This window comes from Embleya sp. NBC_00888 (assembly GCF_045207655.1).
Lineage (GTDB): Bacteria > Actinomycetota > Actinomycetes > Streptomycetales > Streptomycetaceae > Embleya.
In genome coordinates, this window is the sequence record NZ_CP108785.1 from 4,118,684 (window position 1) to 4,142,807 (window position 24,124).

21 protein-coding genes are annotated in these 24,124 nt (G+C 71.1%); 10 read left to right on the forward strand and 11 right to left on the reverse strand.

What is annotated here, in order from left to right; all coding sequences use genetic code 11:
• Positions 1–142 precede the first annotated feature (142 nt).
• Complete coding sequence (locus tag OG948_RS52210; RefSeq protein ID WP_331772113.1) at positions 143–1,165, forward strand: Lrp/AsnC family transcriptional regulator; 1,023 nt, start codon at positions 143–145, stop codon at positions 1,163–1,165.
• 22 nt (positions 1,166–1,187) lie between these two features.
• Here OG948_RS52210 and OG948_RS52215 read toward each other — a convergent pair whose 3' ends face one another.
• Together OG948_RS52215 and OG948_RS52220 are read right to left on the reverse strand one after the other, a co-directional pair.
• Positions 1,188–2,759, reverse strand: coding sequence for a carboxyl transferase domain-containing protein (locus OG948_RS52215; protein ID WP_331772114.1), 1,572 nt, complete (start codon positions 2,757–2,759; stop codon positions 1,188–1,190).
• A complete protein-coding gene (locus tag OG948_RS52220) occupies positions 2,756–2,983 on the reverse strand; it encodes a hypothetical protein (RefSeq protein WP_406300720.1) in 228 nt (75 codons plus the stop codon). The genes OG948_RS52215 and OG948_RS52220 overlap by 4 nt, the downstream gene beginning before the upstream one ends.
• Here OG948_RS52220 and OG948_RS52225 point away from each other — a divergent pair.
• Genes OG948_RS52225 through OG948_RS52235 form a run of 3 tightly spaced genes read left to right on the forward strand, consistent with a single transcriptional unit; the run spans position 2,973 to position 5,591 of the window.
• Positions 2,973–3,737, forward strand: coding sequence for an amidase family protein (locus tag OG948_RS52225; protein ID WP_331772116.1), 765 nt, complete (start codon positions 2,973–2,975; stop codon positions 3,735–3,737). The genes OG948_RS52220 and OG948_RS52225 overlap by 11 nt on opposite strands.
• Before the next feature lie 46 nt (positions 3,738–3,783).
• The gene (locus OG948_RS52230) at positions 3,784–4,128 is read left to right on the forward strand and encodes a hypothetical protein (RefSeq protein ID WP_331772117.1); all 345 of its coding nucleotides are present in this window, start codon (positions 3,784–3,786) and stop codon (positions 4,126–4,128) included.
• Positions 4,125–5,591: a sodium:solute symporter family protein gene (locus tag OG948_RS52235; protein WP_331772118.1), complete on the forward strand. Its 1,467-nt coding sequence runs from the start codon at positions 4,125–4,127 to the stop codon at positions 5,589–5,591. Before OG948_RS52230 ends, OG948_RS52235 begins: the two co-directional genes overlap by 4 nt.
• An 89-nt stretch (positions 5,592–5,680) precedes the next feature.
• On the opposite strand, the gene OG948_RS52240 is transcribed toward OG948_RS52235, so the two are convergent.
• The gene (locus OG948_RS52240; protein ID WP_406300721.1) at positions 5,681–7,282 is read right to left on the reverse strand and encodes an alpha/beta hydrolase; all 1,602 of its coding nucleotides are present in this window, start codon (positions 7,280–7,282) and stop codon (positions 5,681–5,683) included.
• A 364-nt stretch (positions 7,283–7,646) separates the two neighbouring features.
• Here OG948_RS52240 and OG948_RS52245 point away from each other — a divergent pair, with 364 nt between their 5' ends.
• Both OG948_RS52245 and OG948_RS52250 read left to right on the forward strand, forming a co-directional pair.
• Positions 7,647–8,498 (forward strand): alpha/beta hydrolase, encoded by an 852-nt coding sequence (locus tag OG948_RS52245; RefSeq protein ID WP_331772120.1) that lies wholly within the window; start codon positions 7,647–7,649, stop codon positions 8,496–8,498.
• 306 nt (positions 8,499–8,804) lie between these two features.
• The gene (locus OG948_RS52250) at positions 8,805–9,404 is read left to right on the forward strand and encodes a dihydrofolate reductase family protein (RefSeq protein ID WP_331772121.1); all 600 of its coding nucleotides are present in this window, start codon (positions 8,805–8,807) and stop codon (positions 9,402–9,404) included.
• Between the two features lie 189 nt (positions 9,405–9,593).
• On the opposite strand, the gene OG948_RS52255 is transcribed toward OG948_RS52250, so the two are convergent.
• The 4 genes from OG948_RS52255 to OG948_RS52270 form a co-directional block, all read right to left on the reverse strand.
• Positions 9,594–10,520: a MerR family transcriptional regulator gene (locus tag OG948_RS52255; RefSeq protein ID WP_331772122.1), complete on the reverse strand. Its 927-nt coding sequence runs from the start codon at positions 10,518–10,520 to the stop codon at positions 9,594–9,596.
• A 34-nt stretch (positions 10,521–10,554) separates the two neighbouring features.
• The gene (locus OG948_RS52260; protein ID WP_331772123.1) at positions 10,555–11,157 is read right to left on the reverse strand and encodes a GNAT family N-acetyltransferase; all 603 of its coding nucleotides are present in this window, start codon (positions 11,155–11,157) and stop codon (positions 10,555–10,557) included.
• Positions 11,158–11,443: 286 nt separating this feature from the next.
• Entirely contained in the window at positions 11,444–12,364 is a 921-nt protein-coding gene (locus OG948_RS52265) for a hypothetical protein (protein ID WP_331772124.1), read from the reverse strand.
• Positions 12,365–12,421: 57 nt separating this feature from the next.
• Complete coding sequence (locus OG948_RS52270; protein WP_331772125.1) at positions 12,422–13,063, reverse strand: hypothetical protein; 642 nt, start codon at positions 13,061–13,063, stop codon at positions 12,422–12,424.
• 287 nt (positions 13,064–13,350) lie between these two features.
• Here OG948_RS52270 and OG948_RS52275 point away from each other — a divergent pair, with 287 nt between their 5' ends.
• From OG948_RS52275 to OG948_RS52290, 4 genes are all read left to right on the forward strand, one after another.
• Positions 13,351–16,659 (forward strand): BTAD domain-containing putative transcriptional regulator, encoded by a 3,309-nt coding sequence (locus tag OG948_RS52275; protein WP_331772126.1) that lies wholly within the window; start codon positions 13,351–13,353, stop codon positions 16,657–16,659.
• Positions 16,660–17,049: 390 nt separating this feature from the next.
• Entirely contained in the window at positions 17,050–17,856 is an 807-nt protein-coding gene (locus tag OG948_RS52280; protein ID WP_331772127.1) for a MerR family transcriptional regulator, read from the forward strand.
• The gene (locus OG948_RS52285) at positions 17,853–18,842 is read left to right on the forward strand and encodes a BtrH N-terminal domain-containing protein (RefSeq protein WP_331772128.1); all 990 of its coding nucleotides are present in this window, start codon (positions 17,853–17,855) and stop codon (positions 18,840–18,842) included. The genes OG948_RS52280 and OG948_RS52285 overlap by 4 nt, the downstream gene beginning before the upstream one ends.
• A gap of 146 nt (positions 18,843–18,988) precedes the next feature.
• Complete coding sequence (locus OG948_RS52290) at positions 18,989–20,098, forward strand: pyridoxal-phosphate dependent enzyme (protein WP_331772129.1); 1,110 nt, start codon at positions 18,989–18,991, stop codon at positions 20,096–20,098.
• Positions 20,099–20,505: 407 nt separating this feature from the next.
• On the opposite strand, the gene thpD is transcribed toward OG948_RS52290, so the two are convergent.
• The 4 genes from thpD to ectA form a co-directional block, all read right to left on the reverse strand.
• Complete coding sequence (gene thpD, locus OG948_RS52295) at positions 20,506–21,408, reverse strand: ectoine hydroxylase (protein ID WP_331772130.1); 903 nt, start codon at positions 21,406–21,408, stop codon at positions 20,506–20,508.
• The gene (locus OG948_RS52300; RefSeq protein ID WP_331772131.1) at positions 21,405–21,803 is read right to left on the reverse strand and encodes an ectoine synthase; all 399 of its coding nucleotides are present in this window, start codon (positions 21,801–21,803) and stop codon (positions 21,405–21,407) included. Before OG948_RS52300 ends, thpD begins: the two co-directional genes overlap by 4 nt.
• A gap of 40 nt (positions 21,804–21,843) precedes the next feature.
• A complete protein-coding gene (gene ectB, locus OG948_RS52305; protein ID WP_331772132.1) occupies positions 21,844–23,097 on the reverse strand; it encodes a diaminobutyrate--2-oxoglutarate transaminase in 1,254 nt (417 codons plus the stop codon).
• 83 nt (positions 23,098–23,180) lie between these two features.
• Complete coding sequence (ectA, locus tag OG948_RS52310) at positions 23,181–23,717, reverse strand: diaminobutyrate acetyltransferase (protein WP_331772133.1); 537 nt, start codon at positions 23,715–23,717, stop codon at positions 23,181–23,183.
• Positions 23,718–24,124: the final 407 nt, after the last annotated feature.

The following is a 24,124-nucleotide window of genomic DNA, read 5'->3' on the forward strand; positions in this document are numbered from 1 at the left end:
GAAGGATTCCGGTCGGGCGCCGCGCGCGGTTCCGCGGATTTCCCCGGCCGGCCGGGTGGCCGGTCGGCCGATACCGGCTTCGGACGGGTCGCCCCGGTGGGGCGGTCCCGGGTCGGCATGGTCGGTGGGTACCGTGTTTCCGGTGACCCCAGTCGACTCGGGCGTGGACGCCCTTGACCGCCGCATCATCGCCGCCCTCCAGGTCGACGGCCGCGCCTCCTGGCGTCGGATCGCGACCGCGCTCGGCGAACCCGAGCGCACCGTGGCGCGCCGAGGGCTGCGCCTGCTGGAGACCCGATCGGTGACCGTGACGGGCCTCGTCGCCGGCGGTGACACGGTGATCGTGCGGCTGAACTGCCGGCCGGGGCAGGTCCGCGAGGCGGCCATCGCCGCGGCGTCCGGCAGCGGCACCGTGTTCGCGTACGTGCTGGCCGGCTCGGTGGACTGTGTGGCCGAGGTGCAGTGTCCGCCCGATCGACTCGCGCGGTTGATGTTGGAGGAACTGCCCACCCTGCCCGGCCTGGTCTCCCAACAGGTCTCGCCGGTGCTGCGGTACTTCCGCACCGTGCACGAATGGCAGCCGGACATCCTCGCCCCCGACGAGGCGAGTGCGCTCGCGCGTTTTCCCACGCCGACCGAGAACGTCGAGCCGGCGGACGCCGATGTCGGCCCGGAGGAGTGGAGCATTCTGCACGCGCTCGCCGAGGACGGCCGGCGAACGCACGAGGAACTCGCCGCCATCGCGGGTGTCTCCGAGGCCACCGCGCGCCGGCGGGTGGAGGCGCTGACCCGTTCCGGCATGGTGAGCATCCGTGCCTCGACCGAACCGGCCCTGCTCGGCTTTCCGGTGGAGGCCATGTTGTGGATCCGCACCCGGCCCGACGACGTCGAGGCGGTGGGTCGGCTGCTGCTCGACTCGCCGTTGGTGCGCTACGCGGCGGTGGTGATGGGGGAGTACCAGATCCTGGTCGACGTCGTGCAGCCGTCGAAGCAGGCGCTGCACGAGTTCCTGACCACCTCGCCGTGGGTGCGGCGGGTGGAGGCGGTGCAGTCGCACCTGGTGGTCGAACCCCTGATGCGCAGCGCGACCCCGACCCCACGACTGCGCGAACTGCTCGATGCGCGGGCCGGGGCCGGGGCCGGGCGTGGGGCCGGCGTCGGCTGAGTCGCAGGCGGTACGGCCGGGTTCAGCGGGCCGCTCGGGCGTGGGCGAACTCCTCGGCGATCGCCGCGCCGAGTCGGTCGAGGAAGTCGCCCGGCGCGAGCGGCCCGGGTTCCGCGACTTCGGTGACTTCGGCGGCTCCCGCGCTTTCCGCGACCACACGATGCACGATTCCGGCTGCCAGCAGGGTCCGGGCGCCGATTCGTTGTTCGTCGGCGAGTTCGGCGGCCCGGGTGGTGCTGCGATGCACGATCGCCGACGCGCCCTCGGGTGGTAGCGGGGCCAGCCACGCGTGTTCGGCCGCGATCCGGCGGGCCGCCGGTACCAGGGCCAGCGCGGCGCCGCCCGCACCCTCGCCCAGCAGCAGACTGACGGTCGGCACGGGGGAGGATCCGAGGTCGGCCACACAGCGGGCGATCTCGCCGGCCAGGGCTCCCTCCTCGGCGGCCGGGGTCAGCGCGGCACCGGCGGTGTCGACGACGGTCAGCAGCGGCAGGCCCAGTTCGGCGGCCAGCCGCATCCCGCGCCGCGCGGTGCGCAGGCCGCCCGGTCCCACGGGGCCGCCCACGGCCGCCCGTTCACGATCGTGGCCGACCACGACACAGGCCGTACCGCCGATCCGGGCGAGGGCGATCCGCATCGCGTCGTCGCGCTCGCCGGCCCCGGTCCCCGACAGCGGTACGAGCGTTTCGGCGCGGCGCAGCAGGTCGGCGAGCCCGACGCGGTCCGCCCGGCGGGTAAGGACGACGGATCGCCAGACGTCGTGTGGCGCGTGGGCCGGACACGGACGCGGGTTCGGGGGCGCCTGGATGGGACTCCGGTACCGGCGTGAGGGCGCCGCGGCGGGATTCGGCCCCGAGCCCGAGTGCGCCGAGGTGGTCGTTCGTGCCGTGGTGGTGGCTCGTTCCCCGGACAGCAGGTCGAGTGTCCGCGCCGTGCGGCGGCGCAGTTCGGGTGTGGTCGACACCGCGTCCAGGACGCCCCGGCGGTACAGGTTCTCCGCCCGCTGCACATGTTCCGGGAACGGTGCGCCGTGCAGCGCCTCGTATACGCGCGGCCCCAGGAACCCGATCAGTGCCCCGGGCTCGGCGGTGGTGACGTGTCCGAGCGAACCCCAGGAGGCGAACGCCCCGCCGGTGGTGGGGTGGCGCAGGTGGACCAGGTAGGGCAGGCCCGCGGCCTTGTGCGCGACGATCGCCGCGGTGATGTCGATCATCCGCACGAACGCCGGCGTGCCCTCCTGCATCCGGGTGCCGCCCGAGACCGGTGAGGCGAACAGCGGCAGTCGTTCGGCGCCGGCCCGACGGATGGCCGCCACCAGGCGGTTCGCGCCGGCGTCCCCGATCGATCCGGCCAGGAAGCCGAATTCGCCGAGGAGCACGGCGATCCGGTGCCCGGCGATGCGCCCCTCGCCGGTGTGTACGGACTCGTCGCTCCCGCTGCGCGCGCGGGCGTGCGCGAGGGCGTCGGCGTACGGGCCCGGGGCGGTGCGCGGCGGGATCGGTTCGTCCCAGGAGCGGAAGCTGTCGGGGTCGAGCAGGTCGGTGGCGAAGTCGAGGGCGGTGGGCCGACCGCGGGTCGCGGCGGCGGGCGTCATCGGCGTGTCCCCACGTCGGTGCGTGAGGCTTCGTGCACGCCGGCCGAGACGAAGTGCCCCGCGTCGCAGGGCGCGTCGTCGGCGGTCCGGGGCGAGGCGGAGGGGTGCGCGTGCGAGGGGTTTTCGTCCTCGGCGTCCCGCGCGTCCAGCCACGCCCGCACGCTCGCGTCGTGTTGGCCGAGGGTGGGCGGCGCGTTGTGCTCGCGGCGCCCGATGGCCCGCACGGTCGCCGACACCGCGCTGCTGCTCTCGGCGATGGCCGGGCCCGATCCGCGCGACCCGACCGCCCTGGAGACACCCGGCTCGGCGTTCGCGGCGCCCTTGGACTTCGACCCGCGCGGGCTGCGGGTCGCCTGGGCACCGGACCTGGGTGGCAGCGTGCCCGTCGACCCGGAGGTGCTCGACGTCCTGGCGGACGCGGTCGCGGTGTTCGCGGACCTCGGCTGCCACGTCGAGTCGGACAGCCCCGACTTCCGCGGCGCCGACGACGTCTTCCGCACCCTGCGCGCCCACGAGTTCAACCTCGGCCTCGGCCACCTGCTCGATTCCTCGCGCGCGGCGCTCAAGCCGAGTCTGGTGTGGAACATCGAGGAGGGCCGCGGGCTCGGCTCGGACGATCTCGCGCGCGCGACGATCGCGCACAGCCGGTTGTACGCGCGCGGCATCGACTTCTTCGATCGCTACGACGTGCTGCTGGCCCCGGTGAGCCAGGTCGTGCCCTTCGACGCCGACCTGGAGTACCCGCAATCGGTCGCCGGCGTCGCGCAGCACACCTACCTCGACTGGATGCGCTCGGCGTACTACGTCACGCTGCTCGGCGCCCCCGCGCTGTCGGTGCCGGCCGGATTCACGCCCGGCGGGCTGCCGGTCGGCCTGCAGATCGTCACCGCGCCGCGGTCGGACCTGACCACGCTGCGGATCGGCGCGGCGTTCGAGGCCGCGACCCGCCACGGGCGCCGACGCCCGCCCCGGGGCTGAACCCGCCCTCGTCCCCGCCGTGTTCCGTCCCCTCCAGGGAGCCCCGATGAGAAAACGCCACGCCGCCTGGGCCGCGCTGCCCGTGCTCGCCTTCTTCGCAACTCCCTACCTGCCGTTCGTCAACGGCCCGCACCTGTGGCTCGGCCTGCCCTCGGTACTGGTCTGGGCCGTCCTGTGGACCGTCGGCTGCACCGTCGCGCTGTTCGCGATCGAGCGCTACGCCGATCACCCCGAGGACGACGACGAGCACAAGGATGCCGACGAGCGCGAGGACGACCTGCACGAGGTCGACGTCGAGCACGGGGACGACCTCGAGCACGGGGACGACCTCGAGCACGACGGCGCCGGATCCGCCACGAAGGCCACAGCCGGATCGGAGATCACATCGTGAACAGCACCATGGTCATCACCGTGCTCGGCATCGTGGCACTCGCCGGGATCGGCGTCGGCGCCCGTCGGCCGGCCAAGGGCGAACTGGGCGAATGGACCGTCGGCAACCGCCGCTTCTCGGCCATGACCTCGTGGTTCCTCCAGGCCGGCGAGTCCTTCACCACCTTCAGCTTCCTGGGTCTGGCCGGTCTCGCCTTCGGGGGTGGCGTGGCGGCCACCTACGCGCTCGGCTATCTCGCCATCTCCCTCGTCACGATGTACTTCATCGGCCCGCGTACCTGGCGACTGGGCCGCGACCGCGGCTACCTGACCCAGGCCGACTTCTTCGCCGACCGCTTCGCCAGCCCGCTGCTGGGCAAGGTGGTCGCGGTGGTCGGCGCGGTGTTCCTGCTGCCGTACCTGCAGTTGCAGATCACCGGCCTGGGGCTGATCGTGCAACTGGCCACCGGCAGCAAGGCCGGCGGTCACCTGAGCATGGTGCTCGCGACCGTCCTGACCGCGGGCTTCGTGTTGTGGTCCGGCATCCGGGGCATCGCCCGTGTGGCGTACGCCAAGGACGTGCTCATGGTCGTCGCGCTCGTCGCGCTCCTGATCGCGGTGCCGATGTCGGTCACCGGCGGGTTCGCGCACATCTTCGACACCGTCCGGGACAGCCACGCGTCGTTGCTGACGGTCGGCGGCGACTACGACAAGACCTGGTACACCACCGCGCTGCTGATCAGCGCGATCGGATCGGGCCTGAACACGATGCCGCACCTGTGGCCGCCCGTGCTCTCCGCGCGCAGCGCACGCGCCCTGCGGCAGAACTACATCTGGCTCCCGCTGTACCAGGTCGCCCTCGCGGTCCCGGTGATCGTGGGATTCGCCGCCGTGCTCGAACTCTCGCCGGACAGCGCCGGCAACGGCGTGCTGCTGACCATGGCCGGGCACTCGATGCCCGGTTGGCTGGTCGGCGTGGTCGCGGTCGCCGCGGCCGCCGCGGCGATGGTGCCGTCGGCGGCGATCGTGATGGGCATCTCGACCCTGGTGTCGCACAACCTGGTGCCGGTACGCGGCGAGCGCAACCGACTCCGGGTCAACCACGCGTGCGTGGTGCTCGCGTCCGGCCTCGCCCTGATCCTGGCCCTGGGCCGCCCGGGACTGCTCGCCAACCTGCTGCTGCTCACCTACGGCGGCCTGTCGCAACTGGCGCCCGCCACGGTGATGGCGCTGCGCCGGCGCAACCCGCGGGCCGCGATGCCCGCGCTCCTGGGCATCACGACGGGCATCGGCGTACTGAGCCGGCTGACGTTCGCCCATGTCGACGTGGGGAGTTGGGACGCGGGGTTGATCGCCCTGGCACCCAATCTCGCGGTCACCCTCGTGGCGCACCTGCTGTGGCCGCGGCGCCCGTTCGCGGAGTCGGCGCCCGAGCACGCGGACCGCGCGCCGCGGAAGCCGAAGCCGGCCGCCGCGGGAGTGTGAGCGCACCGGATCGAAACCCGCCGTGACCGGATGTGCCTTCCGGTCGCGGCGGGTTCGGCACGACGTCGGGGCGATCCCGCCCGCTTCGTCTACTTCGCGTCCGTGCACCGTGTTCCGGCTGCCGGGAGGCTGCCGTCCACGAGGTAGGCGATGATATTCGCGTCGACGCACTTGCTGCGGCCGAACGCGCCGTGGCCTTCGCCCTCCAGGGTCAACAGCGTCGCGTGCGCGAGATCCTTGGCCAGCTTCTCGGAAGCGGCGTACGGGGTGGCCGGGTCGCCCGTCGTGCCGACGACCAGGATCGGCGCGGCGCCCTCGGCCCGGATCACGTGCGGCTTCTCGGGCGTCCGATACGGCCAGAACTCGCAACCGGGACCCTCGATGTCGGATGCGACGGTGTCCTTCGAGAACAGCGGTGCGTCGGCCTTGAGCTTCGCCAGGACCTGCTGGACCGCCTCGGGGGAGGGAGCGGGAGCGGCGCCGTCGGCGCAGCGGATCGCCGCGCGCGAATCCGAGCCGTTGTCGTAGTGCCCCTTCTTGTCCCGACCCAGGTAGCTGTCCGCGTAGAACAACAGCGCGCTGCCGTCCTTGCCGATCATGGCCACGGTGAATGCCTCGCGCAGGTACTTCCACGAGGTTTCCTTGTTGCCGTACAGCAGGCTCTTCGCACCCGCCCAGCCGAGACTGGCGGTCAGCTTGCGGCCTTCGCTCGCGGTGCGCAGGGGGTTGTCCTGCAGTTTGTCGAGGAAGTCGGCGCCGATCTCGGCGGCTCTGTCCGGGTTGCCGCCCAGCGGGCAGCCCGTGCGGGCGGCGCAATCGGCGGCGAACGCGCGGAACGAGCGCTCGAAGCCGATGGTCTGGTCGATGGCCGCGTCGAGTTTGTCGGCCGCCGGGTCCACCACGGCGTCCAGGACGAGGCGGCCCACCCGGTCGGGGAATTCCTCGGCGTACAGCGAGCCGAGGTAGGTTCCGTAGGAGACGCCGAGGTAGTTGAGCTTGTCGTCACCGACCGCACCGCGCAGGACGTCCATGTCGCGCGCCGCGTTGCGGGTGCCCACGAACGGGAGCAGGTCGCCGGACTTTTCCTGGCACGCGGCGGAGAACGCCTTGCCGCTCCGCTCGCCGTGCGCCTTGCGCTCGATCGGATCGTGCGGCGAGTCCTGGGCGTTGCGCTCGTCCCGGGTCTTGTCGTCGAGGCAGCGCACGGGCGAACTGTCGGCGACACCGCGCGGGTCGAAGCCGAGGACGTCGTAGCGGTCGTGCAGGACGCCGTCGAACTCGGCGAACGCGTACTTGACGAAGTCCTGGCCGGAGCCGCCGGGTCCGCCGGGGTTGAGCACGAGCGAGCCGATCCGCTGATCGGGCTTGGCGGCCGGATGTTGCATCACGGCGATGTCGAGCGACTTGCCGTCGGGAGCGGTGTAGTCCAGCGGGACCTTGAAGGTCCCACACCGGAATTCGCCCTCGTCCTTCTTGGGAGTCGCCGGGTCGTCCTCGCACGCCTTCCACGAGATCTTCTGCTCGTAGAAGGGACGCAGCGCGGGGTCCGCCGCTCCCTTGGGCTTCGCCGGCGGCGGGGTGGGCGTCGCCGGCGCGGTCGTCACCGGTGTGGGAACGGGCTTCGCGCCGGCGGCGTCGGACGCCGTATCGCCGGTGCCGGAGGTGCACCCCGCGGCCACGAGCAAGGCCACGGCCACGGGTATGGAGCGGCGGAAGGACGCCGCCCGGAAGGGAATGATCACAGGTCAAGGACTACCACTCGGCGATTCGGCGGCGCACGGCGATATCCCGCGTCCGACGAACGCACCGCCTCGGGGCCGACGTGCCGGCACGCGGCCGGATCCACTCGACTCGGCGTGCCGCGACCCGTGCGCCTCGACCCGGTGTATCGCGACCCGTGCGCCGGGCGGCACGGCCGCGGTGAACGGTGGGTGATCGAAAAGAGGTTCCGGGACGGCGATGAGTTTTCCGGCTGGGCCCGGTCTGATCAATCACAGCGTTCGCAGCGGGAACGAGAGCGACGCGAGACGCCGGAACACAGACACGGGAGCTTCCATGGCCACCACGCACACCGTCACCTCCGCCGACGGCACCACCATCGTGTACGACCGGCACACGCCGACGGGTGACAGCAGGGGGACGGTGATCCTCGTCGGCGGCGCCTTCAGCTACCGGGGGTTCCCGAAGATGGTGGAACTGGCGCGGTTGTTGGTCGCTTCGTACGGGCTGACCGTCGTCGACTACGACCGTCGCGGTCGTGGTGACAGCGGCGACACCCCGGGGCGTTACGACGTCGCGCAGGAGATCGACGACCTGGCCGCGGTGGTCGCCGCCGAGGGCGGCTCGGCGGCGCTGTTCGGCTGGTCCTCGGGCGCGGGCCTGGCGCTGCGGGCCGCCGCCTCGGGGCGAATTCCCGGGATCGGCCGGGTGGTTGCCTTCGAGCCGCCCTTCGTCGTCGACCGCACCCGTCATGTGCCGCCGGCGGACCTGGGCGAGACCCTGCACGCACTGGTCGCCGCCGACCGACGCGGCAAGGTCGTGCGGTACTTCATGACCAAGGCGATCGGCATTCCCGCCCCGTTCGTGGGGCTGATGCGGATCACCCCGATGTGGTCCAAGCTCACCGCGGTGGCCGGCTCCACGCCGCACGACTGGGCGGTGATGGGCGAGTACATGCGCGGCGAGCCGCTCGACCCCGCCGACTGGGCGGGCGTACGGGTGCCGGTGCTGGTGCTCTCCGGCGCGCGCAGCGACGCGCTGCTGCGTACCGCGGCCCGGGCCGCCACCGCGGTGTTGCCCGATGCCCGGCACATCGAGATCCCGAAGCTCAGCCACAACCCGAACGTCGGGCTGCTGGCCCCGCCCGCGGGTGACTTCCTCACCAACCAGCCGGCGTCGACCGGCTGACCGCCACGATCCTTCCGGGGACGTTCAGCGACAGGTCATTGCAACGCCTGGCTAGCGACGTTTGCGTTCGATGGCATTTCATTGCAACGATGTAACTCGCCCTCACCTGCATAAATAGTGAGAGCCGAGGATCTTGTCGATTGACGTTCCAGTGAATGCAACTTAGCGTTTCCCCAGTTGGAAAACGGAACGTCCCGGATCGCGAGTTGCGGAGGCGGCGCGGTCCAACGCGCCATGGCACCCGTGCCGGTGACCACCGCACCGACTACCCCATGTCGCCACCACGAGGAAAAGCGAGATGCTCAAATGCGCATTGTAATCGGCGAGTTCGTCAGTCTTGACGGCGTCGTACAGGCACCGGGCCACCCGGACGAGGACACCGACGGCGGCTTCGCCCACGGTGGTTGGACCCACCCCTACTTCGACCCGGCGGTGATGGGCAAGGCCCTGGCCGAATGGAGCGCCGATACCGGGGCCATGCTGTTCGGCCGCAACACCTGGCAGGTCATGGCCGCCGCCTGGCCGGAGCGCGCGGGCGACCCGTTCGCCGACCACATGAACAACGTCACCAAGTACGTGGTGACCAACACGCTCACCGACGACGACCTGACCTGGAACAACACCATCCGCATACCGGGCGACCAGGCCCTGGAGCAGATCGGGAAGCTGCGCGAGATCGACGGCGGCGACCTGGTCGTCACCGGCAGCGCCTCGCTCGCCCGTACTCTCATCGCCGAAGGACTCGCCGACGAACTCCGCCTGATGATCATGCCGGTGCTGCTCGGTGGCGGAAAGACGATCTACCCGGCCGACGGAGCCCTGCGCGCCTTCGACCTCGTCTCCACCGTCACCAGCGGCACCGGTGTCCACGTGGCCACCTACCGGGCCAAGGCCGCCGGCGCCTGACCGCCGGGCACCCTTCCCGGAGACGGGTGATCCGCGCCGGGCCGAACCGGGGCCCGCCCGTGCGGCATGCGCTCGCGCATGGCCGCATGGGAGGGCCCTCTTCTCGGTCCCTTCTCGATTCCCGGCCTGGAAAACACGCCGGTGGTCCGATACCCGAGTTCGAGCCGGTGGGCCGCCCGGCCCGTCCGCTCAGAGGTTGCGGTCCTTGCGCAGCGCCTGGAGCAGCCAGGTGAAGTCCGGGAGCAGGCCGGGCAGTACGTGCCAGTCGTTGACGACCCACACCAGCCGCCAGTACCGCTCCACGCGCGGATCGTCGATGCGTTCGAGGTGTCGGATCGTCCAGGCCGGCAGCTCCGCGTCGGGCACGTGCGGGTACGCCCGCGCGAGCAGGTGGAGGATGCGCTCGACGACGGGTTCGGCCGCCGCGCCGAGTGGGTCGACGCCCGCTTCCTTCGCTGCGGTGATCCCCTCGCGGACGGCCTCCAGTACCTCGTCGGAGATGCCGGTATCGGCCCGGTCGCCCTCGCGCTCGGCCGACTTGCGCATGCGGGTGCGGAAGTCCTCGTCGCCGATGAGTTCGTTGAGCTCGACCCACGCCTGGATCTGCTCGGGGGAGGGATCGGCGGGGAGGTCGGGGGCGGCGGCGCGCACCATGGTCGCCAGATCGCGGTAGGCGGGTTCGCTGCCGAAGGTGGCGCCGATGAAGTCGTCGATCAGGCGTCGACGTTCGGCCGTGGTCAGTCGGGTGAGCTTGTGCATGAGGTTGGTCTCCTCCGGGCTGGAGCCATGGGTGGCCACGACTCGCAGGACACTTCGACGCAGTTGCAACGTCCGGATCTGCACGTCGACGGCGTCGAGGTGGACCGCCGCGACCTCCGCCACCGACACCTTGCGGTCCAGCACGCGCCGGATCGTGGCGAGGTCCAGGCCCAACTCCCGCAGCGTGCGGACCAGGTCCAGGCGCAGCAGTGCGTCGAGGTCGTAGAGCCGGTAGCCGGCGGGGCTACGACCGGAGAACGGCACCAACCCCGAGTCGGAGTAGAAGCGGATGGTCTTCACCGACAATCCGGTGCGTCGGGCGACTTCCCCGATCGGATGCAGGGCCGCGTCGTTCATGTCCCTCATCCTGGCGTCTCCCGCCACTGGAGACTCAAGGCCTTTCGAGGAGATCCAGGATCATGTCGAGGGACGACGTGCCGTCCGTTCCGGTGAGCGTGCCGACCGGGCGGAAGCCGGTCTTCTCGTAGAAGCGGATGGCGCGCCGGTTGTCGGTGAGCACGCCACCCCACAGGATGATCCGCGTCCTGGCGAGCCGCCGTGCGACCTCCCTGACGAATGGGAACACCGCCGTTCCCACACCGTGCCCCTGGTGGTCGTCGGCCAGGGTCGGGCCGAAGCGGCAGTCGGTTTCGGCGAGTCGGATGCCGGCCGCGCGGTAGCGGGCCACGTCCGCGTCCGTCAGGGCGAGGCTGAATTCGAGGAGGCCGACGATTCGGGCGGTCGGCGTCTCCAGGACCAGCCTGAGCTTGTCGAAGCGCGCGATCGCCGCACACATCTCGCGAGCCGCCTCGACGTCGTAGCCGCCGAATGTGCTGAATCGCCTCGACTCGGGCGACAACCCTTCGAGAAACCCGGCCAGGCCCTCCATGTCGCCGAACCCGAGGGGACGCACGAGCAACCGCGACCCGTCCGGCAGCTTCGTACCCCACGTCAGCACGGACGGGATCTCGGCGATCTCCCTCAACCTCAACACCCGACTCCCCGCACCCACGCAACCCGGCGACCCGACCGTGGAGCATCGGGCCCGGCCGCGCCAAGACCCGTCGAATGTGTCGAGTTCCCTGGCTCGACCTCAAAACTCTCCTGTGTCACGCCGTTGTTCATGGCCCGAGCGTTTCAGGATCGAGGCGGGGGCGGCGAGGACGGGGCGGCGGCAGACGGCAGGATTCCCGGTCGGACGTGCCTACCGGCATGGGAGACGCGCCGGCGCAGCGAGGTGCGAACGCCCCCGCGCTTCCCCGCTTGCGGGGCCGGGGCGGTCACTCGCCGTCGTGCGTGGGGAGTTCGGCGAGGGCCTGTTGGATCTGTGGTGCTCTTCGCGCCGCCCATGACGGCGGACCTTCGTCGTCCCCCGCGTGGTACGCGGCTCGGGACGCATCGTTCTCCGCAGCGTCCTGTATTGCCAGGAGCCGGGCGAGTTCGGTGGCCCGGAGCCGCGCGGCCTCGGCTTCGGATCGGTAAGGCTTGTCATCCTCGCCGCTGCCGCTGCCGCCGCTGCCGCCGTTCTCGCAGCTCTTGCCGTTCTCGCCGCTCGCGCCGCTCGAATCGGCGAGGCGTTCGAGGAGGTCGGCTTCGCGGGTATGGAGCGCGGACAGGTCGCGCAAGGGGAGGGCGTCCGCACCGACCCGGGTGTTCGCGGCGGTGCGCAGCAGGGCGAGTTCTTCGACCATGTCCAGACGTCGCAGGCCGGCCGAGACGGCGCGGCTGTCGGGGTGGGCCCGTTCCGGGCCGCCACGCTCGGCCGCCCACCGGTCCAGGTAGTCGGCAAGGTGTTCGGGCGAGCGATACATCGGCACGCGCGGCAGCCCGTCGGGACCGGCGCTGCGCTCGAGCCAGTCTGCGGCGGCGGGCCCGAAGCGAATGGACGCGTTCGGCCGGGTCACCTCGACGGCGTCGCCGATCTCGTCCCAGCCGGCGCCGACGGTACGAGCGTGGACCACGGTGGCGGTCAGCAACTCGGCAGCGAGGCGTTCGATCGCCCGGGCGGTCTCGACGAGTGCCAAAGCACGGGCGGGGACGTCGACTTCGTCCCGGTCGACGGCAACCAGCGTGAGGGCGCGTGATGTTGTATGCGCCGCCAGATCCGAGATTCGTAGTCGACTCATGCTCGGCGCGGTGTACGGCCCGGCACCCAACGCCCGCTCCACCACCGCGAGTGCCGGATCAGGTACTTCATCCATGCGCGAAACCGTAGAGCACGGCAAGGACATGACGCGTCGTCATGATGCCTCGCACGTTCATGGCCCCAGGGTGACCGGGAGTCCCTTCTCGATGCGGCGCAGCAGGCGGCCACCGTGTATTTTCGGCGCGTCGAAGCCGCGGCGGTCGTCGTCATCGTCGGGGTCCTCGTCGGTGACCAGGACCTCGGGGACGAGCAGCGCGGCCGGATCGCGGTCCTGGGCGAGTTCGAGATATGCGGGGGCGATCACGCCGCCGTGCAGTTCGCCGCCGACGAGGTCGGGGGAGAACTCGGCGGACAGGACGGTCACGGTCGCCCGCAGGTCGCCGTGGATCATGACGAGTTTGTCGGTCATGTTGCCGATGAAGGCGTCCACGTGCACGGTTCCCCGGACCAGGAGCTTGGCGTCGCCTTCGAGGTAGATGTTCCGGGCGCGCAGATCGCCCAGCACGATCAGTGCCGGGCACCCGTCGTCCACGTTGACGACATTGCCGTCGACGGTCAGATCGCCGTCGATGACGTAGCCCGTGCCGGTGGGCTCGGCCTCGTCCAGGTCGAAGTGGCCGGGTATCGAGGCGTTGCCCTCGTGTACGTCGTACGTCTCGTCGTACAGGTTCCCGTAGGAGGATTCGGGGAACTCCCGCCGCTTGAAGAGTGCGACGGTCTCCGTCCAGTTGTGCGGGGTGCTTCGCAAGGTCATGGCGTGCACTGTTGCACACCTCCCGGACAGTCGGGGGTTGCCGGAGCGGGGCTGCCTTCGATCGGTATCCGTGTTCCGCTTTGGGTGTTTCACGGTGCGCCACGCCGCTTTCGGTCGGCTCTCGGTCCGGGTTCGGCCGGCTTGCGGTTCGTCCGGCTCGTCCGGGTCGGCTCTCGGTTCGGTTCCCGGTCCGCTCCCGGGTTCGCACCGAGCCGGTTCCGGCCCCGTGCCCGGTGCTCCCCGCGCCGTCCCGTCGGCCGCCGGGTGCCGTCGACTAACCTGGCCGTATGCGTTTCGGCGTGCTGGGCTCGCTCGGCGTGTGGTCGGATGACGGGTCGGAGAGCAAGGTCCCCGAGTCGAAGGCCCGCGCCCTTCTCGCGTGTCTCCTGGTGCACCGGGGGCGCCCGGTCTCCGCGGACCGACTCGTGGAGGACCTGTGGGGATCAAAGCCTCCGAGCGATCCCCCGGGAGCGCTGCAGACGAAGGTGTGGCGACTGCGGCGCGCGCTGGAGGACGCCGAGCCGGGCGGACGGCTCCTGGTGGTCTCGCGCCCGCCGGGGTACGAGCTGCGGGTCGGTCCCGACGCGGTCGACGCGGACCGTTTTCAGGAGCTGCTCGGGCGGGCGCGGGCGGTCGCCGATCCGCGGACCCGGGCCGCCGTGCTGGCGGACGCGCTGGCCCTGTGGCGCGGTCCCGCGTTCGCCGACTTCGCCGACGAGGAGTTCACCCGCACCGCGGCGACCCTGCTCGAGGAGCAGCGGCTGACCGCGTTGGAGGAACAGGCCGAAGCCCGCTTGGAACTCGGCGAACACGCCCTTGTCGCCGACGAGTTGAATGACCTGGTGGTCCTGCACCCGCTGCGCGAGCGGATGCGCGCCGCGCATGTACGAGCGCTGTATCTGGCCGGTCGCCAGGACGCGGCCCTGCGCAGCCACGCGGATCTGCGTACCCGGCTGGCCGAGGAACTGGGGCTCGACCCGGGGCCCGAACTGACCGCCCTGCACCGGGCGATCCTGACCCAGGACCTCGCCCCGGCCGCCCCACCCGCACCGGCAGCCCCTTCCAGCCGCCCGCCGAACAACGTGCCGGCCCTGCCGGCCGCACTGATCGGCCGCGACGAGGCGGTCGCCGAACTGCGACTGCTGCCGGCCGCCCACCGGCTGGTGACGCTCACCGGCCCCGGCGGCGTCGGCAAGACGCAGCTCGCGCTGGCGACCGCCGCGCAGCTCGGCGCGACGTTCCCCGCCGGCATCCACCTGGCGGAGTTCTCCGCGCTCGAACCGACATCCGCCACCGTTCGGACCGGTGCGTGGGCCGAGGTCGACGAGGTGGTCGGTGCGGTGCTCGGGGTACGGGACGACACCATCCGCCCCGGGGACGAGCCGCTGTCGTCAACCGCGCGCGTCGCGCACGCGCTGGGGGACCGGCCGGCCCTGTTGATCTTCGACAACTGCGAGCATGTCGCCGAGCCCGTGGCCGAGTTGGCCGAGCAACTGCTGAAGGCGGCCCCAAGCCTGCGCATCCTGGCCACCAGCCAGGTGCCGCTCGGCATCACCGGCGAACGGCTGTGGGAGGTACCGCCGCTGCGGCAGCCGGCGTCCGCCGAAGGACTGAGCGCGGCAGACGTACTCCGGTTCGGCGCGGTGGAGTTGTTCGTGGCGCGGGCCACCGCATCCGCACCCCGTTTCGTCCTGGACGACGGCACCCTGGACGCGGTGGTGTCGATCTGCCGGCGCCTGGACGGCCTTCCGCTGGCCTTGGAGATGGCCGCGACGCGGGTACGGGCGCTGGGGGTGCACGAGTTGGCCGCCCGCCTGGACGACCGTTTCCATCTGCTGGCGGTGGGGGCGCGCCGGGCCCCGGCCCGGCAGCGTACGTTGCGGGCGGTGATCGACTGGAGCTGGGATTTGCTCGGCGACCGGGAACAGGCGGTGCTGCGGCGTCTGGCCGTACACGCCGACGGGTGCACGCTCGCCGCCGCGGAGGAGCTCTGCACCGGGGACGGCGTGGACCGGGCGGAGGTGCTCGACCTGGTGGCCCGGCTGGTGGACTGCTCGCTCGTGGTGATGACCGAGAGCCCGGGCGACACCGAAGGACCCCGTTATCGGATGTTGGAGTCGGTGGCCGCGTACGCCACGGAACGACTGGTGGAATCCGGCGAGTCCGCGGTCCACCGGCGCAGGCATCGCGCCTATTACACGGCGCTGGCCGAGCGGGCCGAGCCGCACCTGCGCGGTCACGAGCAGCGCCGATGGCTGCGCCGGCTGGACGCCGAGAACGCGAACCTGCGCTCCGCGCTGGACGGCGCCGTGCGGGCCGGGGACGCCGACTGCGCGCTGCGCCTGGTGAACGCGCTGGCCTGGTACTGGTGTCTGCGGGGGCGCAACAACGAGGCCCAACGCTCCCTCGCCGCGGCCCTGTCGGTCGGTACCGATGCCCCCGCCGCGTCGGTGGCCGAGGCGACGGCCTGGCTGGGCGGTGTCACGCTGGCGCTCCGGGGCAGCGCGGACCCCGTCGGCGAGTACCGCGCCGCGCTGCGGCCGTACGAAACCGTCGACGACCCGCCTGCCCGGGCCCGGGCGCAGTGGTTCGTGGCGTCCAACCTGTACGGCGTCGGTGATTCCTCGCCGAGCCTGCACCTGGTCGAGTCCGCGCTCGCGACGTTCCGATCGATCGGCGACCGGTGGGGCACGGCCGCGGCGCTCGCCGGCCTGGCCTTCCACGCGAAGCTGCGCGGGGACTTCGGCGTGCTGCGCGGCCATGGCGAGCGGAGCCTGGAGCTGTTCCGGGAACTGGGCGACCAGTGGGGGCAGTTGCGGGCCATGGTGCCGCTGCAGACGCTGGCCGAGGTGATGGGCGACTACGAACGCGCCGGGCGGCTGCACCGCGAGGGGCTGCGGATGGCCGAGGACCTCGGGCTGTGGCCGGAGGTCTCCTTCCAACTCTCGGGCCTGGGACGCATCGCCATGCTCACCCGGGACCACCCGGGAGCCCGGGAATTCCACGAGCGGGCCAAGCGGGTCGCGGTCGCGCAGGCGGACACCTTCGGCGAGCAGTACGCGGAGATCGGACTCGGGATGGGGGCCCGGCGCGCGGGCGACCTGGACGCCGCCGAGGAGCACATGCGGAATGTGCTGGAGGTGCACCGGCGGATGGGGTACGAGCCGAGCCTGCCGGCGTTGATCCTGGCCGAGCTCGGGTTCGTCGCCGAGCTGCGGGGCGAGGTGACGACGGCATTGGAGTTGCAACTCGAGGGCCTGTCCGCGGCCCGGGCTTCCGGGGACCCCCGGGCGGTCGCGCTGGCCCTGGAGGGCCTGGCCGGCGCACAGGTGTCGGGGGGCCACGCCGAGCACGCGGCGCGGCTGCTGGGCGCGGCTGCGGCGGCCCGCCGTTCGGTCGGCATCCCGTTGCCCGAGGGCGAACAGGACGACGTGGTCCGCATCACGGCGCGGGCCCGCGACACCCTGGGCGACGCGCGCTTCGACGCCGCGTACGGCACGCATGTCCCATGGGACGACACGTCGAGCGTGGACGCCCTCCTCGCCGACCCGTCCCTGCCCGACAACGCCCGAACGCGGACACCGAGCGACGAGTGAGGGCGGTCGAGGGCGGCCATGCCCCACCCGCCGACGGGAAACGGCGGTCCGAGTCGCCCGGCCACCGGTCCGGGCGCGCGATCGACGTCGTCAGCATGGATCCCGGGGGATCTCGACGCACCCGTACACCGGGTCCCGCTCCCTCGCCGTCGCGGACCGCACCGAGCGCACCGACGGGTGATGGTCGATCTGGAGTACCGGTGGCATCTTCGCGCGGTCATGGCGGGGCGCGGCGGTGAAGGGGTCGTCGTGGGCCGGTGCCGGACGAGGGCCCTGCGGAACAGGGCAAGTGCGTTCGGGTCGCTCGTCGGGCGGTGTGCCGGGGTCGTCGTCGATCGGCTCGGGCACGACGGTGGACTCTCCCCCCGTGGGAGAGTCCACGATGGTGGTGTGCACGACGAACTTCTCACCATCGGGCGCTTCGCCCGCCTGTGTCGGCTCAGTGTCAAGCAGCTTCGGCACTACGACGAACTGGGGCTGCTGGCACCGGCCCACGTGGACGCCGGCTCCGGGTATCGCTACTACGCGCCCGAACAGGCCCGGGACGCCCTGACCATCGGCCTGCTGCGGGACATGGATCTGCCGCTGGCCGTCATCGCCCGGGCGCTGGTCGCCGAGCCCGCGTCCAGGGCGCGGATCCTGGGTGCGGAACGGGATCGCCTGGCCGAGCGGATCAGCAGGGACCGGGCACGGCTGGAGATGCTGGAACGCCTGGTCGAAGGCGGCCTGCCCGGCTATGAGGTGACGATGGGCAGCGAGCCGGAGCGCCGGTTGGCGGTGGTACGAGCGGTCTGTGCCCCGGCGGGGATCGGAGCGACGGTCGCGGAGTGCGTGGGTCGGTTGTTGCCCGCGCTCGCCGGGGCCGAAATCGCCTGGGAGCCGCCGCTGTGGGCCCTGTACCCGCTGGATCCGGAAGACCGGATGGAGATCGCCCTCGGGGCGTACACGCCGCACGCGAAGGCCACGCCGGGCCTGGAATTCGAGGTGTTGCCCGGCGGCCCGGTGGCCGAGACCGTGCACATCGGGCCCTACGCCCAACTGCCGCTGGCCTACAACGCGCTCTTCGCCGCCATCCACGAGCGGGGGCTGCGCCCGCAGGCGCCCGTACGCGAGGTCTATCTCGTCGCGCCGGCCGAGGCACCGCAGGAAGAGCTGATGACCCGGTTGATCATCCCCGTCCAGGAGGACACGGCATGACCACGCTCGAAGACATCGACGCCCGCGGGATGCGGCACTGCGAGACGACAGCCCTGGGAGTGCTGCTGCGGCACCAGGGACTCGATCTGTCCGAGCCCATGCTCTTCGGGCTCGGCTCGGGTTTGTCCTTCATCTACTGGGACGGCAAGAATTTGGGCTTCCCGTTCCTCGGCGGACGGGTCAAGCCGTTCGAGCTCACCAGGAACCTGGCCGAAAGACTCGACCTGGAACTCCTGGTCCAGGAGACCACCTCGCCGCGCAAGGCATGGGAGAACGTGGTGGCCGCCATCGACGCGGGTCGCCCCGTCGGATTGCAACTCGACAGCTATCACCTGGACTACTTCGGGTCGAAGGTGCACTTCGGCGCCCATGTCGTGGCGATGTACGGCTACGACGACCACGACGCGCACCTGGTGGACACCGACCAGCAGGGCGGAGCGGTATCCACCAGTCTGATCAGCCTCGCCCGGGCCAGGGCCGCGCGCGGCCCGATGACCGCCAGGCACCGATCCTTCACCCTCACCGTGCCCGAGAACCCGCCCTCGGTGCAGGACCTGGTCATTCCCGCCATCACGGCCTGCGCCCAGGCCTTCCTCAACCCGCCCATCGCCAACCTGGGTCACCGGGGCATCGAGAAGGCAGGCAAGTCGATACCCGGTTGGCGCCGGCGCACGGACGCCCCGCGACGGGATCTGCCCCAGGCCGCCGTCCTGATGGAGAAGGCCGGGACCGGCGGCGCGCTGTTCCGCAATCTCTACCGCGACTTTCTCGCCGAATGCGCGCAATGGATCGACAGCGGCCACCTGCGCACCGGCCTCGGGCTGTACACCGAGGCAGCCATCCTGTGGACGGAAGCGGCGGAACTGATCACGAAGGCCGGTGAATCGGGCGACGGACAATGCCTTGCGCAGGCCGGCGCCGTCGTCGGCGATCTGGCTCGCATCGAGCGCGAGGCCATGCAGGCGCTGAGTTGCCTACGGGAGTGAGGCGTCGGGCGCGGGGTGCCGCTGCCGGCGCCCTACGCCCGAAGTCCGATGCCTGATGCCTGATGCCCGACCGGAGCAGACGCCCGACACCAGATTGGACTGTACGTCCAATGTTAGACTTCCCGTCCAATGCGAGGAAGGTGAACATGGACGTCTATCTCGACCCGCGCTCCGGCCGGACCTACCCACTCGACGCGCTGCGTTGGCAAGGCGACGACGGCGCGCCGCTGGTGGTCGGGCCGCGGCCGGGCATCGGGCCGAAGGACATCGAGACCTCCACGCGCTCCCTGTGGCGCTACCGTGCCGCGCTCCCGGGAGACGTCACCCGACCGGTGTCGCTCGGCGAGGGGTGCACCCCGCTGATCGAAGGGCGTTGGGGGGAGCGGGAGGTGCACTTCAAGCTCGAATGGTTCAACCCGAGCGGCAGCTTCAAGGATCGCGGAACCAGCGTGATGATGTCGCTGCTCGCCCGGCGCGGAGTGCGGTCGGTGCTCGAGGACAGCTCCGGCAACGGGGGCTCCTCGGTGGCGGCCTACAGTGCCGCCGCCGGCATCCGAGCCCGGATCCTGGCCCCGGAGGGCACGTCCGCGGCGAAGGTGTTGCAGGCCCGGGCGTACGGTGCCGAGGTGGTGCTCGTGCCGGGCGGTCGGGCGGCCGCCGGGGAGCAGGCGATGCGCGAGGCGCGAACCACCGCGTACGCCGGGCACAACTGGCATCCCCTCTTCCTCGAGGGCACCAAGACCTTGGCGTACGAGATCTGGGAGGACCTGGGCTTCGCCGCGCCGGACGTCGTCGTCACGGTCGCCGGCGCGGGCAGCATCGTACTGGGATGCGATCTGGGCTTCGGCGAGTTGCTCGCCGCGGGTCACATCGACCGGCGCCCTCGGCTGCTGGTCGCCCAACCCGAACGATGCGCGCCCATCCACGCCGCGTTCCACGGCGGCCCCGCCGTCGAGGTCGGGCCCACGATCGCCGAGGGCACGGCGATCGAGTCGCCCATCCGGCTACCGGAAATCGTGGACGCGATCCGGCGATCGGGCGGCGACACCGTGGCGATCCCGGAGGACGACATCATCGGGGCGACCCGCCGACTGGCGGGCATCGGCCTCTACGCGGAGCCGACCTCCGCCTCGGCCGCCGCCGCGATCGACGCCTTCACCGCCAAGGGCGCGATCCGGCCCGGCGACAGGGTCGTGGTCGTCCTGACCGGATCGGGCCTCAAGGCCGCCGCCGCGATGGCGAGTGTGTTCACGTGACCGAGGACGAACCCTGGCTGCGCGTGGCCGTTCGGGTTCGCGCGTGGGCGAGGGTCGGGTCGACGCGCGGCACAACCGGGCGTGCCGGGCGGCTTGCACGACGGCCGCCGTGAAGACTTCGAGGGTGGGGTGACGATTCCATGCCGACCGAGCCCGAAGTCGGCCCCGCTGTTCCCGGCCGCGGCCCCGGCAACCATGCCGATCAGGCCCTGCGGGGACGTCGGCACACAAATCGCGGGCCGCACCACCACCCTTACGGGTGGGACGGCGCGCGCTGCGGCACACACTCGACCGCCGGCCCGCCCCGGCGGGGTCGCCGGGGCGGGTGCGGGAGCCGGGCCGGCGCCCCCTTCGTCAGGGGCGCCGGGTGATGCGGTCCCCGGGTTTCGGGGTCCGGGGCGGGAGGGTCAGGTGACGGGACGGGTGCGGGTGGCGATGAAGTCGGGGCGGGGGGCCGGGGCCGCGTAGGGGGTGGTCAGGGCGTTGTCGACGCTGTTGTAGACGATGAACAGGTTGCTGCGGGGGAACGGGGTGATGTTCTCCGCGGAGCCGTGCATGCAGTTGCTGTCGAACACGGTCGCCGAGCCTGCCGGACCCGTGATCACCGAGATGCCGTGTCGGTCCGCGAGTTCGGTCAGCGAGTCCGGGTCGGGTGTGCCGATCTCCTGGCGGCGCAGGGAGGTTCGGTAGTGACCGTGCGGCGTCTCGCCCGGACAGGCGACGAACGTGCGATGTGAGCCCGGCATGATCATCAACGCGCCGTTGTGTACGTGGTTCTCGGTCAGCGCGATCGAGATGCTCACGGCTCGCATCGCGGGCATGCCGTCCTCGGCGTGCCAGGTCTCGAAGTCGGAGTGCCAGTAGAAGCCGGAGCCGTCGAAGCCGGGTTTCAGGTTGGCGCGGCTCTGGTGGATGTACACGTCCGATCCGAGGATTTGGCGGGCCCGGCCCACCAGCCGTGGATCGTGGACGAGTTCGCGCAGCAGCGGGCTGATCCGGTGGATCTCGAAGATCGACCGCACGGCCTCGGACGCGGGCTCGATCACGGTACGTTCGTCCGCGCGAACCTCGGGATCACCGCACAGCCTGGTCAACTCGGCGCGCAGCGCCACGATTTCGTCCGGGTCGAGCAACTGCTCGACGGTGACGAATCCGTCCCGCTCGTAGCCGCGCAGTTCGTCCCGGTCCATCGGGCCCTCGAACGAGTCGGCCCACACCACGGGTTCGCGTCGTTCCACGCGCAGCGAGCCGGTGACGTGCCGGGTGGGGTAGAGGTCGACCGAGGGATGGTCGAGCGAGTGGATCGTCATGCGCCCGCCTCCTCGTGCAGCAGCGGGTACACCCCGTTCTCGTCGTGCGTCTCGCGGCCCGTGCACGGCGGGTTGAACACACACACCATCCGGATGTCGGTCTTCGGCCGCATGGTGTGCCGTTCGTGACCGTCGAGCAGGTAGGTCGTGCCCGGCGTGATCAGGTACGTCCGGCCGGTCTCCTCGTCGGTGAGTTCGCCCTCGCCGGAGGTGCAGAAGACAGCCTCGATGTGATTGGCGTACCACATCGAGGTCTCGGTGCCCGCGTACATCACCGTCTCGTGCACGGAGAAGCCGACGCCCTCCTTCGCGAGGACGATGCGGCGACTGCGCCACGTGTCCGCGACGACGTCGCGGTCGGTGCCGTCGAGTTCGTCCAGTGTGCGAACGATCATCGTGGTGGTCCTTCCGTTGTGGTCGGTGGCGTAGGGGAGTTCAGGCGGCGGCGCGGACGGCGCGGACGGCGTTCGCGAGGATCCCCATACCCTCGTCGAGTTCGTCCTCGGTGGTGGTCAGCGCGGGCATCAGCTTGACCACCTCCGACTCGAAGCCCGAGGTCTCGACCAGTAGTCCGTCCTCGAAGGACCGCGCGCACACGGCCTCGGCGAAGGAGTTGTCGGCGAAGGTCAGGCCCTGGATGAGGCCGCGACCGCGTCGGGAGGCGCCGAGTTCGGCATGTTCGGTGACGATGTCGTCGAGGTGACGCTCGATCAGTTCGCCCTTGAGCGTGGTCTGTTTCTCCAGCGATCCGTCCGCCCACAGATCCAACGCCGCGGTGGCGGTGACGAAGGCCGGGTTGTTGCCGCGGAAGGTGCCGTTGTGTTCGCCGGGCTCCCACACGTCCAGGTCGCGGCGGAACAGGGTGAGCGCCATCGGCAGGCCGTAGCCACCGATCGATTTCGACAGGCACACGATGTCCGGGGTGATCCCGGCCGGTTCGAAGCTGAAGAACGGACCCGTGCGACCGCAGCCCATCTGCACGTCGTCCACGATCAGCAGGATGTCGTGGCGCCGACACAGCTCGGCCAGTGCGCGCAGCCACTCGAAACGGGCGACGTTGACGCCGCCCTCGCCCTGCACGGTCTCCACGATCACCGCGGCGGGCAGGTTCAGGCCGCTGCCGCCGTCGGTGAGCAGGCGTTCCAACCAGATGAAGTCGGGCAACTGCCCGTCGAAGTAGTTGTCGTACGGCATCGGCGTGGCGTGCACCAGCGGAATTCCGGCGCCGGCGCGCTTCTTCGCGTTGCCCGTGACGGCGAGCGCGCCCAGGGTCATGCCGTGGAACGCGTTGGTGAACCCGATCACGGCCTCGCGCCCGGTCACCTTGCGGGCCAGCTTGAGCGCGGACTCCACGGTGTTGGCGCCGGTGGGGCCGGGAAACTGCACCTTGTAGTCCAGGCCGCGCGGCTCCAGCACCACCTCGTCGAAGCGCTCCAGGAAGGTGCGTTTCGCCGCCGTGGACATGTCCAGGCTGTGCGTGACCCCGTCGCTCTCCAGGTAGTCGAGCAACGCGCGCTTGAGCAGCGGGTGATTGTGGCCGTAGTTCAGCGCGCCCGCTCCGGCGAAGAAGTCCAGGTAGGTGCGGCCGTTCTCGTCGTGCATCCGGCTGCCGCGCGCGTGGGTGAACACGGTCGGCCAGCTCCGGCAGTAGCTGCGGACCTCGGACTCGAGAGTTTCGAAAACAGTCATGTTTCTCCTGGATCGGATGGTCGAGGGCAGCGGCGAGCCACGTCCGACGGTGCCGCCCCCTCCGGTTCGGGGCCTGTCGGGGGTCAGGCGGCTGCGGTGAACGGGCCTACCCGAAAGAGGACTTCGTCGGCGTGCCCATCCGGGAAGAGCGCCGCGCGAAAGAGTTCGGTACGACTCACGCCCGCCCCGTGTTCGCGTCCCAGCGCGGTGAACAGCGCGATGGACGCCGAGTTGTCGAGGGTGATCGTGGTCTCCAGGCGGGTTTGCCCATGCGGTACGCGCCGCCGCATCAACGCGGTCAGCATGCGCGTGGCCAGCCCGTGCCCCCGGGCGGATTCGGCCACCGCGACCTGCCACACCATGAGCGTGTCCGGCAGACCGGGTCTGACGTAGCCGGTCACAAAGCCCAGGACGCGGGAGTCGTGGTCACGGGCGACGATCGAGGTCGCCGCGAAGTCCCTGCACCAGAGCAGGTAGCTGTACGAGGAGTTGAGATCCAGCGATCCGCTGTCGCGGGCGAGCTGCCACAGCGCCGCGCCGTCGCGCAGCTCGGGTGGACCCATCGAGACGACGGGATGTGCGGATTCCGTTTCGGCGAAGAATTTCGTTTCGGCGGACATGCGGATCGAACCTACCGAGGTGCTCTGGGCGGACGGGAAGGACGGACCTTCCCCGCCTGGGCACCTCTTCGTAATCTTCGGGTGCACGCGCGCACGTTGCCCGGAAGCCGGACGCCAAACCTCCGGTCGGCGCGTGCTCGACGGCGCATGTTCTCGGACCGCAGATGCTTCGAATTCGGCGGCGAAATGCGGGAAGATCTTCGCCGGAATCTGAACACGGCGAGAGATTCTGCGTGAAAGCCGAAGGATCACCATCGTGCAACACGTCGATAACGTGTCGTGATCATTGCAGAGAGCAAGGATTGGCGATGGCGGCGCCGGCGATTGTGAGCATGCTCATAATCTTGACTGCGGCAACGACTGTCGCCGCTCGCCTGGCCGTCGCGGTCGCGGTCGCGGTCGCGGTC